23 protein-coding genes are annotated in these 16,217 nt (G+C 64.5%); 9 read left to right on the forward strand and 14 right to left on the reverse strand.

Going from position 1 to position 16,217, the window contains the following annotated elements; all coding sequences use genetic code 11:
• Together AC1D0P_RS10150 and AC1D0P_RS10155 are read left to right on the forward strand one after the other, a co-directional pair.
• The coding region (locus tag AC1D0P_RS10150; protein ID WP_477676616.1) for an excalibur calcium-binding domain-containing protein at positions 1–332 on the forward strand (332 nt) is incomplete at its 5' end.
• Between the two features lie 56 nt (positions 333–388).
• Positions 389–646, forward strand: coding sequence for a hypothetical protein (locus AC1D0P_RS10155; RefSeq protein WP_477676617.1), 258 nt, complete (start codon positions 389–391; stop codon positions 644–646).
• 7 nt (positions 647–653) lie between these two features.
• On the opposite strand, the gene AC1D0P_RS10160 is transcribed toward AC1D0P_RS10155, so the two are convergent.
• Both AC1D0P_RS10160 and AC1D0P_RS10165 read right to left on the reverse strand, forming a co-directional pair.
• Positions 654–914 carry a UBP-type zinc finger domain-containing protein gene (locus AC1D0P_RS10160; RefSeq protein WP_477651665.1) on the reverse strand — a complete coding sequence of 87 codons (261 nt, stop codon included), beginning with the start codon at positions 912–914 and terminating at the stop codon, positions 654–656.
• A complete protein-coding gene (locus AC1D0P_RS10165) occupies positions 880–2,364 on the reverse strand; it encodes an FAD-dependent oxidoreductase (RefSeq protein ID WP_477676618.1) in 1,485 nt (494 codons plus the stop codon). The genes AC1D0P_RS10160 and AC1D0P_RS10165 overlap by 35 nt, the downstream gene beginning before the upstream one ends.
• Before the next feature lie 151 nt (positions 2,365–2,515).
• Between AC1D0P_RS10165 and AC1D0P_RS10170 the strand changes: the two genes are divergently transcribed.
• A complete protein-coding gene (locus AC1D0P_RS10170) occupies positions 2,516–3,313 on the forward strand; it encodes an extensin-like domain-containing protein (RefSeq protein ID WP_477676619.1) in 798 nt (265 codons plus the stop codon).
• A 7-nt stretch (positions 3,314–3,320) separates the two neighbouring features.
• Here the strand turns inward: AC1D0P_RS10170 and AC1D0P_RS10175 are convergent, their stop codons facing one another.
• Both AC1D0P_RS10175 and AC1D0P_RS10180 read right to left on the reverse strand, forming a co-directional pair.
• Positions 3,321–4,472, reverse strand: a complete 1,152-nt coding sequence (locus AC1D0P_RS10175; RefSeq protein WP_477676620.1) for a DSD1 family PLP-dependent enzyme — start codon at positions 4,470–4,472, stop codon at positions 3,321–3,323.
• Positions 4,473–4,510: 38 nt separating this feature from the next.
• On the reverse strand, positions 4,511–5,521 hold the full coding sequence (locus tag AC1D0P_RS10180) for an ornithine cyclodeaminase family protein (protein ID WP_477676621.1): 1,011 nt from the start codon (positions 5,519–5,521) through the stop codon (positions 4,511–4,513).
• A 103-nt stretch (positions 5,522–5,624) separates the two neighbouring features.
• Between AC1D0P_RS10180 and AC1D0P_RS10185 the strand changes: the two genes are divergently transcribed.
• The 4 genes from AC1D0P_RS10185 (at position 5,625) to AC1D0P_RS10200 (ending at position 9,817) form a co-directional block, all read left to right on the forward strand.
• Positions 5,625–7,100, forward strand: a complete 1,476-nt coding sequence (locus tag AC1D0P_RS10185; RefSeq protein WP_477676622.1) for an MFS transporter — start codon at positions 5,625–5,627, stop codon at positions 7,098–7,100.
• Between the two features lie 91 nt (positions 7,101–7,191).
• Positions 7,192–8,454 (forward strand): DEAD/DEAH box helicase, encoded by a 1,263-nt coding sequence (locus AC1D0P_RS10190; RefSeq protein ID WP_477676623.1) that lies wholly within the window; start codon positions 7,192–7,194, stop codon positions 8,452–8,454.
• Positions 8,451–8,906, forward strand: a complete 456-nt coding sequence (locus AC1D0P_RS10195) for a hypothetical protein (protein WP_477676624.1) — start codon at positions 8,451–8,453, stop codon at positions 8,904–8,906. The genes AC1D0P_RS10190 and AC1D0P_RS10195 overlap by 4 nt, the downstream gene beginning before the upstream one ends.
• Positions 8,907–9,043: 137 nt before the next feature.
• Positions 9,044–9,817, forward strand: coding sequence for an ATP-grasp domain-containing protein (locus AC1D0P_RS10200; protein WP_477676625.1), 774 nt, complete (start codon positions 9,044–9,046; stop codon positions 9,815–9,817).
• 118 nt (positions 9,818–9,935) lie between these two features.
• Here the strand turns inward: AC1D0P_RS10200 and AC1D0P_RS10205 are convergent, their stop codons facing one another.
• The 6 genes from AC1D0P_RS10205 to AC1D0P_RS10230 form a co-directional block, all read right to left on the reverse strand.
• The gene (locus AC1D0P_RS10205; protein ID WP_477676626.1) at positions 9,936–10,481 is read right to left on the reverse strand and encodes a CcdC protein domain-containing protein; all 546 of its coding nucleotides are present in this window, start codon (positions 10,479–10,481) and stop codon (positions 9,936–9,938) included.
• A 68-nt stretch (positions 10,482–10,549) separates the two neighbouring features.
• Positions 10,550–10,945: a type II toxin-antitoxin system PemK/MazF family toxin gene (locus AC1D0P_RS10210; RefSeq protein WP_477676627.1), complete on the reverse strand. Its 396-nt coding sequence runs from the start codon at positions 10,943–10,945 to the stop codon at positions 10,550–10,552.
• A gap of 55 nt (positions 10,946–11,000) precedes the next feature.
• On the reverse strand, positions 11,001–11,483 hold the full coding sequence (locus AC1D0P_RS10215) for an ankyrin repeat domain-containing protein (protein WP_477676628.1): 483 nt from the start codon (positions 11,481–11,483) through the stop codon (positions 11,001–11,003).
• A gap of 25 nt (positions 11,484–11,508) precedes the next feature.
• On the reverse strand, positions 11,509–12,009 hold the full coding sequence (locus AC1D0P_RS10220) for a hypothetical protein (protein WP_477676629.1): 501 nt from the start codon (positions 12,007–12,009) through the stop codon (positions 11,509–11,511).
• A gap of 104 nt (positions 12,010–12,113) precedes the next feature.
• Positions 12,114–12,617, reverse strand: coding sequence for a hypothetical protein (locus AC1D0P_RS10225; RefSeq protein WP_477676630.1), 504 nt, complete (start codon positions 12,615–12,617; stop codon positions 12,114–12,116).
• Positions 12,618–12,619: 2 nt separating this feature from the next.
• The gene (locus AC1D0P_RS10230) at positions 12,620–12,943 is read right to left on the reverse strand and encodes a DUF6172 family protein (RefSeq protein WP_477676631.1); all 324 of its coding nucleotides are present in this window, start codon (positions 12,941–12,943) and stop codon (positions 12,620–12,622) included.
• A 196-nt stretch (positions 12,944–13,139) separates the two neighbouring features.
• Here AC1D0P_RS10230 and AC1D0P_RS10235 point away from each other — a divergent pair, with 196 nt between their 5' ends.
• Entirely contained in the window at positions 13,140–13,664 is a 525-nt protein-coding gene (locus AC1D0P_RS10235; protein WP_477676632.1) for a hypothetical protein, read from the forward strand.
• Here the strand turns inward: AC1D0P_RS10235 and AC1D0P_RS10240 are convergent.
• Positions 13,661–14,221 (reverse strand): helix-turn-helix domain-containing protein, encoded by a 561-nt coding sequence (locus AC1D0P_RS10240; protein ID WP_477676633.1) that lies wholly within the window; start codon positions 14,219–14,221, stop codon positions 13,661–13,663. The two genes, AC1D0P_RS10235 and AC1D0P_RS10240, sit on opposite strands and share 4 nt — an antisense overlap.
• A 96-nt stretch (positions 14,222–14,317) precedes the next feature.
• On the opposite strand from AC1D0P_RS10240, the gene AC1D0P_RS10245 reads away from it, so the two are divergent.
• Entirely contained in the window at positions 14,318–14,839 is a 522-nt protein-coding gene (locus AC1D0P_RS10245; RefSeq protein WP_477676634.1) for an N-acetyltransferase family protein, read from the forward strand.
• On the opposite strand, the gene AC1D0P_RS10250 is transcribed toward AC1D0P_RS10245, so the two are convergent.
• From AC1D0P_RS10250 to AC1D0P_RS10260, 3 genes are all read right to left on the reverse strand, one after another.
• Positions 14,836–15,393, reverse strand: coding sequence for a DsbA family protein (locus AC1D0P_RS10250; protein ID WP_477676635.1), 558 nt, complete (start codon positions 15,391–15,393; stop codon positions 14,836–14,838). The two genes, AC1D0P_RS10245 and AC1D0P_RS10250, sit on opposite strands and share 4 nt — an antisense overlap.
• A 117-nt stretch (positions 15,394–15,510) precedes the next feature.
• Positions 15,511–15,759: a hypothetical protein gene (locus AC1D0P_RS10255; protein WP_074574576.1), complete on the reverse strand. Its 249-nt coding sequence runs from the start codon at positions 15,757–15,759 to the stop codon at positions 15,511–15,513.
• A complete protein-coding gene (locus AC1D0P_RS10260; protein WP_477676636.1) occupies positions 15,746–16,111 on the reverse strand; it encodes a hypothetical protein in 366 nt (121 codons plus the stop codon). Before AC1D0P_RS10260 ends, AC1D0P_RS10255 begins: the two co-directional genes overlap by 14 nt.
• Positions 16,112–16,217: the final 106 nt, after the last annotated feature.

A 16,217-nucleotide genomic window follows, 5' to 3' on the forward strand; every position in this document is an offset into this window, starting at 1 on the left:
TGAAAATCCGGCAACATGGCGGACACATGAAACGCCTGTTCGTCCTCGCCCTTCTCTGCCTGCTGGGATGGCAGGGCTTCGTCAGGTATCAGGCGAAGCACCTGTCCGTGACAAAAGAACAGCTGCCCGCCATCACCACCCAGCCCGCGCCCCTGTTTACAGGCGCGCCGGCATCACCCGCGGCGGCCAGCCCGTTCAAGTGCGACGGCCGGACCTACTGCTCACAGATGACTTCATGCGCTGAGGCAACCTTTTTCCTGAAAAATTGCCCTGGTACCAAGATGGATGGGAACAACGACGGCACTCCCTGCGAGAAGCAATGGTGCAAATAGCTGCCAACTGAAGTTGCCGCAGTGGACTCGCCCGCCCCATCCCGCTAGGATGACGTATGGCCTCCGATCCCATCCCCGACCCGGAACCCACCCCCGAGCTTTCCGAGGAAAAAATCAACGAGGCTCGGGATGCCTGGTGCCGTACCTATGTCCATGTCTGGGCCGACCTGTCCAAGGGAAACTACGACAAGGACGCGGTGCAGAAAGCCGCTGACGAGCACTGGCAGCGCAGCCCGCGATCCAGTCCGGTGATGGTGGCTACGACCGAGTTCACCAAGGCCACCAAGGCGGCGCCACCGCCCGCGAGTCTTTAGAGGCGCCCTAACCCACTTGCAGCTGGTGGTCGTAACACCACATCCAGCTTTCACCAGGCTCGAAGGACTGGATCACCGCGTGCCCCGTCGCCGCATGGTGTTTGCTCGCGTGCTGGTTCTTGGAGTCGTCGCAGCAGCCGATGTGGCCGCAATGCACGCACAAGCGCAGATGCATCCAGGTGTCGCCCGTCTTCAAGCACTCCTCGCAGCCTCTTGAATTCGGTGAATGGATTTCAGCGGGGACATGGCTGCAGGGTTTGATACGCATGGGGTTTCCTTTCAGGCGGCAGCGGCGGCGCGTTCCATCGCCGCCAGGTGCTGGTGCCGCGCTGGCGGTGGCGCCAGGTGACGGCGCTCAGGCCGGCGTTGCCGTCGCCGTGCAGCTTGACCACCTCGGTCTGCRGCAGCAGTTCGATATTGGGCGTGGCGCCTATGCGGTCTATCAGGTAGCGCGACATGCTGGCCGCCAGGCTGGGGCCGCGCACCAGCATGTTGACCTTGGCCGCGTGCTGCGACAGGAAGACCGCCGCCTGGCCGGCTGAATTGCCGCCGCCCACCAGCACCACTTCGGTCTGGCTGCACATCTTGGCTTCGAGCGCGGAGGCCCAGTACCAGACGCCGCGGCCTTCGAACTCGGCCAGGCGCGGCACCTCGGGCCGGCGGTAGCGCGCGCCGCTGGCCACCACCACGGTCTTGGCGCGCAGGGTCCGGCCGTCGGTCAGCTTCACATGCAGCTCGCCCTTGATGGCCTTGGCCGCGCAGTCCAGTGACTGGGCCTGCGCCGGGATCAGCATCTCCACGCCGAACTTCTGCGCCTGCACGTAAGCGCGGCCGGCCAGCGCCTGGCCCGAGATGCCGGTCGGAAAGCCCAGGTAGTTCTCGATGCGCGCGCTCGCGCCGGCCTGGCCGCCATAGGCCCTGCAATCCAGCACCATCACCTGCAGGCCTTCCGAGGCCGCATACACCGCGGTTGCCAGACCTGCGGGCCCGCCGCCGACCACGATCACGTCGAAGAGTTCGGGGTGCTCCAGCGTATCGACCATGCCCATGCAGCGGGCCAGCTGGTTTTCGCCGGGGTTCACCAGCACCGAGCCGTCGGGGCAGACCGCCAGCACGTCACCCGCAGCGGCGCCGTACTGCTCCATCAGCGCCGCGGCATCGGTGTCCTGCGCGATGTCGACCACGTGATGCGGTTCGCCGTTGCGGTTCAAAAAGCTTTGCAGCCGCACCACGGCGGCCGATTGCGGCCGGCCTATCAGCACCGGGCCGCTGGCGCCGGCCTCGATCAGCGCCACGCGCCGCAAGATCAGCGCGCGCACCACGCGCTCGCCCAGGTCGGCCTCGGCAATGATCAGCGCGCGCAGCTGGCCGGGCGGCACCAGCAGGGTATCTACGTCGTCTTCGGCATGGCCGTCGACCAGCGCCGGTGCGCCCGAGAGCTGGCCGACCTCGGCCAGGAACTGGCCCGGGCCCTGCGTGACGATGGGCACCACATTGCCCAGGCCGTCGCGCTGCGTGATGGTGACCGAGCCCTTGAGCATCACAAACATGCCGGGGCCGGGCTCGCCGGCGGCGAACAGCCTGTCGCCTTTGCGGAAATGCAGCACCGTGCCGAAGCGGTGGATGCGCGCGATCTCCGCCGCGCTGAGCACGGGGAACATCTGGTGGCGCCGGCTCTCGGCCAGCGGTGGCGGTGTGGGGGTTGGGTCGTCAGCCATCAAAACTCCGTTGCGAAGGGGAACATGAGGGGATGCAATGCTTATGCCCGCATGATGCCGGATCAAGCCAGGGATTGGCGAGATGCATGGCGATTGCTACAAATTTTTTCGTACGGCGAAGCGCCCCGAGGCGCCTCAGCTATAAACAGGCATGCCCCAGGAGCCGTTCCCCACGCAAGACCCGACACCCCCACCGCCAGCCAGGCCCCTGCGCTGGGGCCGCTGGCTCGCGTTGCTGCTGTGGAGCGCCCTCGCCACCGGTGTCTACGGCGTCTACACCGACGTGATCCACATCCCCCCGCAATTGAATCCCTGGGCGCCGCTGGACGTGATGGCCCAGCCCGGCCTGCTGACCCGCTACAAACTCTCGCGTGCGCGCAACGACCCGGAGCGCTGCCAAGCCGCATTGGCAACCACAGGCATGCAGTACGACATCGTGGCCGACCGCAGCACCGGCGACGGTTGCGGTTTCCAGAACGCGGTGCGGCTGCGCACGGCGGCGGTGCGCATGGGCGCGCCGTTTCCGCTCAGCTGCCCGATGGCGCTGAGCTTCTTCATGTGGGAAAGGCATGCGCTGCAGCCCGCGGCGCAAAAGCACATGGGCCAGCGCGTGGCCGGCGTGGACCACCTGGGCAGTTATGCCTGCCGCAACGTGAACCGCGGCGAAGGCGCGCAGCCCAATGCCCCGGCCCGCGCGCGCAGCCGCCACGCCACGGCCAATGCACTGGACATCTCAGCCTTCACCCTGGCCGATGGCCAGCGCATCACGGTGCTCAAGGACTGGGCCGGCGAAGACGCCGCCACACCGCTCAAGCCTAAAGAGATGCTGCTGCGCGAGGCCCACGAGGGCGCCTGCAAATATTTCAAGGGTGTACTGGGCCCCGACTACAACGCGGTGCACAAAGACCATTTCCATTTAGAAACGGGCGGCTACAGCATGTGCCGCTAGGAAGGTCTCACCAGCCGTACAGCCGAGGCCACGTCGCGACTTCACCAGTCTCGGAGAGCGCATGGTATTCAGGATGCTGCGCACCCGTGGCGCAGGCATGGTTGGGCAAAATGCGCAGCTGCGTGCCGACCGGGAAGCGCGTGGCGATGTCGGTGTCGGGCGCGCCTTCGCGCGAAAGAATGCCGTGCTCCTGGTTGGCGCCGCTGAGCACATAACCCGCCAGCACCTCGCCCTCGGCATCGCAGACCTGGCCGTAGCCGAAGTCGTGGGCCTGCTTCTGCGTGCCGCGGTCGCGGCTCATGGCCATCCAGCCGGCGTCGACGATGGCCCAGCCTTTTTCCACCTGGTGGCCTATCACCGTGGTCAGCACGCTGAGCGCGATGTCGTCGGTGGCGCAGACACCGATGTTGTGCATCACCAGGTCGAAGAACACATACACGCCGGCGCGCACTTCGGTCACGCCCTCGAGCTGCGCCGCCGACAGCGCCGTCGGCGTTGAGCCCACGCTGACCACCGCGCAAGGCAGGCCGGCTTCGCGCACGCGTTCGGCCGCCWGCACGCAGGCGGCGCGCTCCTGCTCGGCCATGGCGGCCAGCGCCTCGGGCGTGTGCAGGTCGTAGCTGGAGCCGGCATGCGTGATCACGCCGCCCAGCAACATGCCGCCTTCGTGCAGCGCACGCGCCACGTCAATCAAGGCGGCCTCGCCGGGCTTGATGCCGGAGCGGTGGCCGTCGCTGTCGATTTCTATCCAGGCCTCGAATTTTTCGCCGTGCTCGCGGCCGAAAGCGGCAATCGCCGCGGCCGAGGCCACGCTGTCGGTGATGATTTTGAGGTCGCAGCCCTGGCGCCGCAGCGCCAGCGCCTGCGGCAGCTTGGCCGGCACCATGCCGACCGCGTACAGGATGTCGGTGAAGCCGTCGGCGTAAAACTGCGCGGCCTCCTTGAGCGTCGAAACCGTGATGCCCTGCGCGCCGGCTGCCAGCTGCGCGCGCGCCACCGGCGTGCATTTGCTGGTCTTGACGTGCGGGCGGAAGCGCACACCCAGCGCGTTCATGCGCTGCTGCATGCGCTCGATGTTGCGCTGCATGCGCGGCAGGTCGATCACGGCGGCCGGCGTGTCCAGGGCGGCCAGGGGGTGGGATTGGGTGGTGGCGGTCAAGGGAATCTCCAGAACTGTAGTCAAAGGCTTTAAACGGGTCACCAGGGCCAGGAAATGCTTTGGCCCTTGCCGTCCCGGCGTGCGCGCTGCTCCAGCATGCGCGCGACCGTGAGGTCTTGCAAGGCGATGCCGGTCATGTCGAACACTGTGATGTCGCCGGCGCCGCGCGCAAAGGCGGCCTTGCCCGACAGCACGTCGCCGATTTCAGTACAAACGGTTTCAGGCGCCCATTGCAGCTCGCCTATGCCGCGCGACTGGGCGGCATCGTCCACAAACACGCGCGCCCTGGCCAGCAGGCCCTCGGGCAGCTCGCGTTTGCCCTTGGTGTCGCTGCCCACCGCATTGATATGGGTGCCGGGCTGGACGGCGGCCGCATCGAACAGCGGGCCCTTGCCGGTGGTCGCCGTGATCACCACGTCGCTCTGGGTCACGGCGGCATTCACATCCGCCGCGTGCGTGATGGCGCATTGGCCGGCAAACCTGGCTTCAAACGCGGCCTGGGGCTGGCCGTCAGCCGTGGCGTAAAACACCTGGCGCAGCCCGGGCAGCTGGCGAAGGGCAAAACGCAGTTGCGCCTGGGCCTGCACGCCGGTGCCGAACACGCACACGGTGCGGCTGTCGGGCCGCGCCAGTTCCAGGCCCAGGCCGCCGGCGGCGCCGGYGCGCTCGGTGGTGACGGCGTTGCCGTCGATCAGGCAGGTCGGCCGGCCGGTGGCGGGGTCTATCAGCATGATGGTGGCCTGGTGGGCGTCGGCGCCCCGCGCGGGATTGCCGGGCCAGAAACCGGCGGCCTTGAAGCCCAGTAAGGACTGCGCACCCACGTCGCCCGACTTGATGCCGAACACGCCGCCGGTGGCCAGCCTTTCACGCACCAGGGAGAACACACGGCCCTCTCCCTGGCTGTGGAGCACAAAGGCCTCGCGCACGGCCGCCAGCACGTCGGCGGGCAGCAGCATGGACTCGACCGCGTGTTTGTCCAGCAGCAGCAGCAGTTGGGCATCGGCCGGCCTGCTTGCCTTGGAGGGCGGGGAACTGGCAGGATGGGGCATGGGTGGCTGCGCGCTAGGTGTCGTCATCTGGAAATATTATCCATTATCAGACAATTTGTCAAACAACCGAATCAACTCCACACCCACGACCGCAGGAGACCCCATGCCCGCCAGCCCACAYGCCCCTTGTGACGAAGGCATCATCCGCGCCCAGGCCGGCGACTGTGGCCAGACGGCCCATCCCAAGCTGGCGCTGGCCGCCACGGTGCTGGGCTCCTCCATGGCCTTTATCGACGGCTCCGTCGTCAACATCGCCCTGCCCGCCATCCAGCGCGACCTGGCCGGCGATTCGGCCTCCGGGCTGGCCGAGATGCAATGGGTCATCAATGCCTACCTGCTTTTGCTGGGCTCGCTGGTGCTGGTGGGCGGCTCGCTGGGCGACCGCTTCGGGCGGCGCAAGATCTTCATCATCGGCATTGCGCTGTTCACCGCCGCCTCGGTGGCCTGCGGCCTGGCGCCCGGGCCGCTGGCGCTGATCGCGGCGCGCGCCCTGCAGGGCGTGGGCGCGGCGCTGCTGGTGCCGGCCAGCCTGGCCATCATCGGTAATGTGTTCGAAGGCGAGGCGCGCGGCAAGGCGATCGGCACCTGGGCTGCCTGGGCAGCCATCACCGGTGCCGCGGGACCAGTGCTGGGCGGCTGGCTGGTCGATGCGGTGTCGTGGCGTTCCATCTTCTTTTTGAACGTGCCCATGGCCGTGGCCACTGTATGGCTGGCCCTCTACGCCGTGCCCGACAGCCGCGACCCCGATGCGCCCCAGCAGCTTGACTGGCCCGGCGTGCTGCTGGTGGCCGGCGGCCTGGGCGGCCTGACCTACGGCCTCACGCTGGCGCCCGAGCGCGGCTGGCAGGCGGCGAGCGTGCTGGGCCCCATCGTGGGGGGCGCGGTGCTGCTGCTGGCTTTTGTCTATGTGCAGGCCCGCACGCGCGCGCCCATGATGCCGCTGGGCCTGTTCAAGTCGCGCGATTTTGTGGGCACCAATTTGCTCACGCTGCTGCTGTATTTCGCGCTCAGCGGCGCGCTCTTCTTCCTGCCCTTTGTGCTGATAGGCGCTTTCAAGTATTCGGCCACCGCCGCGGGTGCCACCTTGCTGCCCTTCTCGCTGCTGCTCGGTTTCCTGTCGCCGGCCACCGCCAAATTCACCGAGCGTTTCGGCGCGCGCGCCATGCTGATCGCCGGGCCGGCCCTGGCCGCCGCGGGTTTTGCGCTGCTGGCCCTGCCCGGCGTGGGCTGGCCTTATTGGGCCGGCTTTTTCCCCGCCATGCTGGTGCTGGGCCTGGGCATGACGATTGCCGTCGCGCCGTTGACCACCACGGTCATGAACGCCGTGCCCGCCACGCATGCCGGCATCGCCTCGGGCATCAACAACGCCGTCGCGCGCGTCGCCGGCCTGCTGGCCGTGGCCCTGCTGGGCGTGGTGTTTGCCGCCGCGCTGCGCGGGCCGGTGCAATCGGCCCCGCCCGAACTGCTGGTCGCGGCCTTCCGCTGGGTGGTGCTGGGCTGCGTGCTGTGCGCGCTGGGCGCCTCGGCCTGCGCGCTGCTGTTTCTGGCGCCGGCCAGGGCCAAAAGCGCGCGGCCTTAAACTTGGGGCTTCAGGCGGCCCTGCCGGGCCCGCCCCACGCGGCCCACACCGCGCCAACACCGCGTCTTCCCACCCACCTCCACACCCACCCATGCCATTTTCTTCACTGGGCTTTTCGCCCGCGCTGCTGCCCCTGCTCCTGCGCGCCCTGGACGAAAAAGGCTATACCGCCCCCACGCCCATCCAACAGGCCGCCATCCCGGCCGTCCTGCAAGGCCGCGACCTCGTGGCCTCGGCCCAGACCGGCTCCGGCAAGACGGCCGCGTTTACGCTGCCGCTGCTGCAGCACCTGGCCACCACGGCCGCACCCGCCGGCCACCGGCCCGTGCGCGCGCTGATCCTGGTGCCCACACGCGAGCTGGCTGCGCAGGTCGGCGAGGCCACTGTGGGATTCGCAAAGTTTTTGCCGCAGCGCATCAAGGTCGCTGTGGTATTCGGCGGTGTCTCCATCAACCCGCAGATGATGAATTTGCGCGGCGGCGCCGACATCGTGGTCGCCACACCGGGCCGCCTGCTTGACTTGATAGACCACAACGCCCTGACCCTGGCAGGCACAGCAAGCCTGGTGCTGGATGAAGCCGACCGCCTGCTGGACCTGGGCTTTGGCGAGGAACTGAATCGCATCCTGGCCCTGCTGCCGGCCAAACGCCAGACCTTGTTCTTCTCAGCAACCTTCCCGCCCGCGATTGAAGCCCTGGCAGCCAGCCTGCTGCGCGACCCATTGCGCATCGCAGTAGCACCCGTGGTGCAGGCCGTGCCCGACATCGCCCAGCGCGCCATCGAAGTCGACGCGCCTCGCCGCACCCAGCTGCTGCGCCACCTGGTCCAGACCGAAAAGTGGGAACGTGTGCTGGTCTTCGTCGCGACCAAACACGCCGCCGAAATCGTGGCCGACAAGCTGCGCAAGGTAGCCATCGAAGCCGAACCCTTCCACGGCGAACTGAGCCAGGGCAAACGCACCCAGGTGCTGCAGGACTTCAAGATCAAGGCCGTGCAAGTGGTCGTCGCGACCGACGTCGCCGCGCGCGGCATAGACATCGCGCAACTGCCGGTCGTCGTGAACTACGACCTGCCGCGCTCTGTCACCGACTACACCCACCGCATAGGCCGCACCGGCCGCGCCGGGGAAGCGGGTGTGGCCGTGAGTTTTGTGAGCGCGGACACCGAGGCGCATTTCAAACTCATCGAAAAACGCCTGGGCATCAAAGTCGCGCGCGAGCAGGTCGCGGGTTTTGAGCGGGTGGAGGTGGCGGCGATGAACCCAGTCGATCCAGCGGGGACGGGTGGGGTCAAGGGGAAACGGCCTAGCAAGAAAGATAAGTTGCGGGCTGCGGCGGCAAAGGACACTTTATGAAAATAGTGCAAACCATCAGAATGCCACTGGCGCTCTTCGGCATGACGCTTGCGCTGCTTGCAGCTTCATCGGTGTCCGCAGCGGGTCCGGATCTCCAGGGTTGCTGGCAAGGCGAAAGCGTTGTCATATATCTCAAAGATGGAAACAGCAGAACCCAGGCCGGCGGCTGCTCCTTCAAGGTCACGTCGGATCGCATCTCCATGCGCTGTCCCCTACCGGCCGGGGACTCCCTTATCGACTACACCTACCGCATCACGAAGCCAGGCACATATACCGCCACCATGGTCTCTCACAGCTCCCGCCCGGACCTTGTGGGAGGAAGCCGCGACTATGAATATCGGCTCGAAGGTGAACGGCTCCTTATCAGCACGTATCCGCAAAGCACGATCCCGGCGCTTTCCACGCCCGCGGCCAAAATTGACTCGGTTTCGGTTCGAATGGCCTGCAAATAAGCCCAAGCTGCAATGGCAGACCCATCGCCGTCCCTGCACAGCTCGTATGCCTTTGACGAAATCATCTTGGCACAGCGCGCGGTAGCACGAGTCTAGAATCGATCGCAGCAACCATCTCGTCACATCGTTAGCGACTCATGCATTGGATACTACAGCGGAACCTCATCAACCCAGCAGATCTCAGTCGCTTCGAGCGCGCACTGCAGGCCCGCGGCACGGCCTATAGCCTGGTTAGCTTGGTTCCTTTTTTTCACGAACTCGTCTCCGAACCGGGCCACCTTCCTGAAGAAGGGATTTTTGTATATGGCAGCACAGGGCTTGGCAACGTGGCGAAAGCGCGCGGATGGAAGCCTGGTTACTTCGACGCGAACCTGGACTATGAACTCATGCTGAACATGTACGGTTCCCGAGCTCTAAACTCGTCGGCTATTTGCGCTTCACTAGCCGAGTTGCCGCGCACTTGGGATCGATTTTTCATTCGGCCAACGTTGGACAGCAAGTCTTTCGCAGGCACAGTCATGACGTGGCAAGAGCTGGAAGAATTTCGCGACGGTGTGACGCGAGTTTCCAATGCTCCTGACGTAACGCTCTTTCCAGGCGACCGCGTGGTGATGGCTCCGTTGACCGAGATCGAGGCCGAATTCCGCCTCTTTGCTATCGATGGAGTAATCGTGACTGGATCACGCTACAAGGTCGGCGAACACCTCTCGGTCTCCAGCGAAGTACCGTCTGCCATCAGGGAATTCGCACAAGCTTGTGTAGATGATTGGATGCCCAACAAGGCTTTCACTATTGATGTTGCGATCACTGGCGGACAGATGAAGATCATTGAGTTGAACTCGGCAAACTCTGCGGGCGTGTACGCTTGTGATGTTGGCGTTCTCGTTGACGCTGTTAACAGTGGTCTTTGATTTACGGCGAGGGGCCTGAGGCAATGCGCTTTGATGATCCTTACGTCTGCGATTGCAGGGGACGAATTGCAACGGCTCTTAAAAGTGGTGTCCGAGTCAATCTACGAGGTTGGCAAATCTAAGCATCCCGCCCCAATGCCTCACGTTCCCTCTTGGCCCGCAGAACACCCACGCGCCAGCGGACCAGGCCGATGGCGTAGCGGATGTAGTAGCCCGCCAGCAGGCCAAAAACAGCCAGCGTGAGCGGACTCCGTGCGAAATCACCGACGCCGTTCGGCATCCCCGGTGCGATGACGTAGACCTCGAACAGGCGATAAAGAATGCGCGCGACGAACAACAGTGAAAGCGCAATGCCCAGATGCGCATTGGGCGTGTAAAACAGGCCTTCGGGCGTCGGCTCAAAGCGCGTCTTGCGCAGCCCGAAGGTGCCGAGCAAAGCGCCAAGGCCCAGCCCGCCGGCAAGCCAAAGCAGCCGGTCTAGATGCGCATGTGCGGCGAAGCCCAGCAGGACTATCAAGACGGGAAAGATTGCCAGCGTGATCCAGGGGCGAATCCTCGACAGGCGCTGGCGCCCCACCATGCGCCGAAAACGGGCATAGACACGCCACGCGACCAGCGGAAGCAACACAAGCAGTGTGATGGTGGAGGAACCCGGTGCTGGCATGGTGTTGGCCTTCAGGTGTCAGGTATGGATGCAGGCGGCGGGACTCATCAGGAGGGTGAGACGGGGGACTAACGGTTGAGAAAAGACGCCTGCAAAAATCGCATCCCCGCCAGTATCTGCTGAACCCGTTCATCCGACAACGCCCCTATGTGCGCGCCCAATCGCGTCTTGTAAACCGAAGACAGCTGCGACACGACCACCACGCTCTGCTTCTCGAGGTTCCCCTCGCCAGGCTCCAGCAAGACATTGCCCGGTTCCGTCGCGCGGCTCAGCTTAGAGGTCAGTGCGCAAACAATCACGGTGCTGATGCGAGAGCGGTTGAAAACGTCGTCCTGCACGATGACGTGGGGATGCGGGGAGCCTGGGATGGAACCGCGTGAGGGGTCGGGCTCTATCCAGAACACATCGCCCTGCTTGAAGGTGTCGGGGAACGGGCCTAAAGGGGCTTCGGGGTCTCTGTCCATAAGGTCGTAGTTTCTCAACGCGGACGTCCGCGGCTTCAGGCGATGCGGCCCGACATCAAGGAGTCGCCCCCGCCTTGATCAACAGTTTGGCCACCCTACCGTGGCCGGCTTCCCGCGCCTGGGTCAAGGCCGTGTCGCCCCACCTCGAGACCTCATTGAGGCGGGCACCCGATTCGAGAAGCAGCTTCACCGYGCGAACATGGCCGTGGCGGCTTGCCTGCATCAGGGGCGTCTGCATGTCCCCATCCGCACTGTTCACGTCGGCGCCCGCACCCAGAAGAAGCTGAAGTATTTCCGTCCGGTCGTGGGAAGCGGCGAAGGTCATGAAGGTGGGCGATGCGCGGCTGTCCTTGCGCAGATTGGGATCAATCTTGCCGGCAATCAGCGCTTTGACTTGCACTACATCATTGCGCTCTATGGCTCGCATCATCAAATCGTAGTTGTCGGCCGCAGCGACTACGGATGCGAAAAACAGGCCCAACAGCAAAAACACGAATCGCTGCAGGCACTTTTGACTACGGCTCAATGGGGTCAACATTTTCTGCTTTCGAGGGCTGGGGCGCCTATTGGCTTTTACGTTCCTTGAGCGCGTTCTTTTTTGCGACGACGGCCTCACACTTCCCGGCGAGCGCCTGCCAGGCAGCGCCGTCGCCGGCGACACGCACCCACCTGGCTCCGCGCAAATCGGCCTCACCGAAAGAGGTTCGGACACGCGCGAAATCTTCCTTGTGCAGCCGGGCAAACACGGGTGGGTTCTTCTCATCGCATCCGGAAGCAAGGTCACCTGAATAAGAACTGCAGCCGCGAAGTACCAGCACGCCCTTCTTCAAGTCCGCAGCGCCGCTGGCAGCGTAAGAAGATCCCCACTCGGCCGTCCACCGGTAGCCGCCGCCCTCACGGTCCACTGATAGCAGCGTGTGGCCCCAAGGTGATGCAGGGTCACAGGAAATCCACGCACCCGACAAATCCGCCGCGCGTGCAAAGGCCGGCAGCATTGCCAGCAAGAGCGCTGCGGCAGTTGCCTTCATAGAGCTTGGCTTATTCCCCGTCATCCCAATCATCATCACCCTCATTGCGTACCCTCGCGACCCGCACCCCACCCTTCACCACCACTTCCACAAAAACTCCGGCCCGCCGTGAGCGGACTTCGCCCTCCTGCGGGAGCGGCTTAGGGACGGGCGTCTTTAGGCGCATCCGGCTTGGGCACATCCTTCACCCGCACATAGTATTCACGCAGATGAAGACTCGCCGAGTTGTCTTCGCCGCCTGCGTACACCCACAGCATGTCTGGGCTGATGAAGTTATAGACAACGATGGCGTCCCTGCCGGTCACTGGCGCAATAGTTTTGACGGCAACCGAATCCGACGCAACGCCCAGGACACGATAGGGATGGGTTTCGCGAAAACCGGTCAATGGCCTCTTTCGGCCTTCCTGCGTTCGCGTCTCCAGATCCGGCAGCTCGGAAGTCATGGCATCTGCCGTAAAGGTCAGGGTGAGATGACCCATTATCTGGGAGAGAAACAAGGCCGTCTTGCTGTCCAGCTTTGCGCGCTCGTTATTGAAGCGCATGCTGATATCGGAGTCAGACTTCCACTGGCCGACAAGATTCGGGTCCGCATTCGCCGCCGTGGCAAATGCCATCATCAGCAGGAGCACAAAGAGCCTGCGCATGCTTATTCGACGTCGGCGAAATCGTCCTCGCCCTCGTTGCGCGCACGCGGGACCTTGACCCCGCCCTTGGCCAGCACCTCCACATAAAACTGCTCGCCGCCGTCTTTCACGATCTCGTCGATGGACTTGATCAGGTCGGCGACGGAGACCACGGCCGCAGAGGCTTCGCTATAGCCGGACTTGCAATCGAAGTCCCAGAAATCGATGCCCTTGGGCAAGGCCTTGGCGCGTTCGCGTTTGAGGTATTTGCGGATGTCGTGTTTGGCGGCTTCGAGCAGGCGCTCGCGGTTCTTGCCTTCGACCTTCAATTGAAAAGTTTTTTTCATAGTACTTTGGTGTCAGTGCGCGGCCTGTTGTGGCCACGCTTGCTACCGATTATCGGGCCGTAGCCACATGGCCTGCAAAACCGTAGGCAAAAGCAGTGCCGCGCGCCACAATTTGCGCGGCATGGCGTTTGCTTGTCAGGGACGCCTGCTTGTTCAACCCACGGCCCTGGCCTTGCCGGGGCACCAGGAGATTCCAATGATCTATGGCTTGACCTACCTCGGTGTGATCCACACCGCCATCAGCCTGGTGGCCGTCGCGGCCGCGCTGATTGCCTTTTTTCGCGACAAGGAAATCATCGCCGCATCCACCCTGGGCAAAGTCTATATCTGGACCACGGTGCTGACCTGCCTCACGAGCTTCGGCATCTTCCAGCATGGCGGCTTCGGCAAGCCGCATGCGCTGGGCATCATCACCTTGCTGGTGCTGGGCATTGCCTGGGTGGCGGGCACCACCAAGGTGCTGGGCCGTGCATCGGCGTATGTGGAGACGCTCAGTTATTCGATCACCTTTCTGTTCCACATGATCCCGGCGATCACCGAGACCTCGACGCGCCTGCCACTCGGTGCGCCGCTGCTGGCCAGCCCCGAGGCGCCTGAGCTCAAGGCGGCCACGGGCGTCTTGCTGCTGCTTTACATCATTGGCGCGACGCTGCAGGTGCGGCGCATACGGGCGCGGAACGCGGCGCAGGCGGTTTCCTTGCCGGGATCGGCCGCCGTTTAAGCGCCAGGGCTGATCACCAGTAGATAGCGGCAGCCGCTGCGCCCCAAAGTTTTAAAGACCAGCGGGCGGTCCACGCCAAAGTCCAGGCAGTCGCCGGGCTCGAGCTCGAAGACCTCGTCGCCGTAATCAATGCGCAGCCCGCCTTCGACCAGCCAGAGGCGCTGGCGGTAGGGCTGGCCTGTCCACCTCGGGTAGGCGACGCGGGTGGAACGCGGCAGTTCAACCTCGACCATTTCGGCGCCCTGCCCGGCCCCGCGCTCGGCGACCTGGCGGCGCAGGTAGCCGGCTTCGGGGTCGCGCCAGACTTCCTGATCGGCTTTTTTGCGCAGCCGGCGGCCAGCTTCCTTGTCTTCTTCCGTGAGCAGCTGCGCGAGCGGCACGCCCAAGCCGGCCGCGAGGCGGCCCAGGATCATGGCGGTGGGGCTGCTTTCGGCGCGCTCGACCTTGGAGATCATGGCCTTGCTGACGCCCGAGACTTCGGCCAGTGCGGCCAGGCTCAGGCCTTTGGCCTGGCGCAGGGCCAGCAGCCGGGAGGCGATCAGGGCGTCAATCGTCATGGCGGTCCTTGAGTAAAAGCATTCGTCTATCATAAAGGACAAATAATCTCTTATAGTAGACAAATCCTGATCCCCTCTTTCCGAAAGGAGCTTCCCATGCATCCCGTCCTGTGCACCGAAGAACGCCATGCCGGCCAGATTTTGGCTATCTTCAACGAGGCCATCGTGAACTCCACGGCGCTGTACGACTACAAGCCGCGCGCGCCCGAAAGCATGGTTACCTGGTTCGCCACCAAGCGCGCGAACGGCTTTCCGGTAATAGGGCTGGAGGACGACGGCGGCAAGCTGCTGGGCTTTGCGAGCTATGGGACGTTTCGCGCGTTTCCGGCCTACAAGTACACGGTGGAGCATTCCGTCTACGTCGAAAAAAGCTACCGAGGCCAGGGGCTGGGGCGCAGGCTGCTGGAGGCCATCGTCGCCAAGGCCGAGGAGCAAGGCATGCACATCCTGGTGGGCGCGATAGACCTGGACAACACGGCAAGCATGGAGCTGCACAAGCGCCTGGGCTTTGAGCACTGCGGCACGATCAAACAGGCGGCTTTTAAATTCGGCCGCTGGCTGGATTTGGCGTTTCTGCAAAAGACGCTGGCGACGCCTCTGCAGCCGGTCGACGGCTAAGCGCTGGCTTGCTGCCCTAGCGCCTTGTCGATGGCCTCATGCAGATGCTGCAGCCCGAAAGACACGTCACAAAACACGCCGTTGACGTAAAACGCCGGCGTTGAGCGCACGCCCAGGTGGCGGCCGGTTTGCATGTGCTCCTGCACGCGCTGCAGGTAGACGTGGTCGCTCATCTCGTTCTGGTAGCGCGCCATGTCGAGGCCGACCTGGGTGGCGTAGTCGAGCAGGTTTTTGTCCTTGAGGTGCTGCTGGTGGGTGAACAGCAGCTCGTACATGGGCCAGAACTTGCCCTGGGCGCCGGCGGCCTCAGCCGCTTCGGCGGCGAGCTCGGCGTGCGGGTGCACCTCGCGCAGCGGAAAGTGCCGGAAGACAAAACGAAGTTGCTGGCCGAAGTGCGGCAGCATGACCTTGAGGGCCGAGTGCACCTGGAAGCAGGAGGGGCACTCGAAGTCGCCGTACTCGACCAGCGTGACCGGGGCGGACGCGCGTCCGCGGATGTGGTCTATGGCTTCGTCGGGTTCAAGTACCGGGTCCGGCGTGGGCAGGGAGGCCATGGAATCACCTTTCTTCAACTGTTCAATGGAGTATTGGCACAGTATGGCCCCGGGCCGCGGCGTGATCAAGGCGCCACGCCGGCCAAAGGCAGGAAGCGGTGAAACAGTCTGTGTAGCTCAGCCCTGGTTGGCCGCGTTCTCGAGGGCTTCGTCGAGCGCCTTGCATGAGGGCGAGCACACGGCCTGGGACTTGCCCAGCACCTTGCGCGTGCCCATCAGGGAACGGGCGCGGTGCTTGCCGCACATAAAGCACGACATGGTGGCCGCGCCGAACGAGGTGGTGGCGGCGAACGGGGAGCCCGAGACCTTGGACTTGTAGCGCAGGCCGTCTGCGAGGACAGCGGTTTTGGCGTCAGCTCTTGCCATGGTGTGGATCTTCCTTCGGTTGGGGGTTTGGACGGTTCATGGCCTTGTCGATGGCCGCTTTGGCCTGCTGCTCGGCGGCGAGCGAGGCATCCAGCGCGGACCGGCACAGGCCTGCGTACTGGTAGTTCACGTTTTCATACAGCTCGGCGGCGGCCGGATGGGTGTCCAGCAGCGCGCCCAGCGCCGTACCCGGCTCCACGTCGCCCAGTTCGCTGACCAGGTGCAGCACGACGGAGCGGTATTGCTCGGCGCCTACAGGCACCGCGCTGTGCTCCAGGCGCTCGAGCAACTCGGCCAGCACGTGGGTGACCGTGAGGTCGGTCTTGTGGGGATGGGAATGGGTGGCGTTCATGCAGTGAATTTGGGGCTTCCTTCCCCAAAATCAAGCGCCGTGGCTGGCCAGGACGCCGGCCTTGCGGCGGCTGCCGGACCCGTTTGGGCCTAGCCTGGATCAGCCC

The organism is Polaromonas sp. P1_G2 (assembly GCF_056405515.1).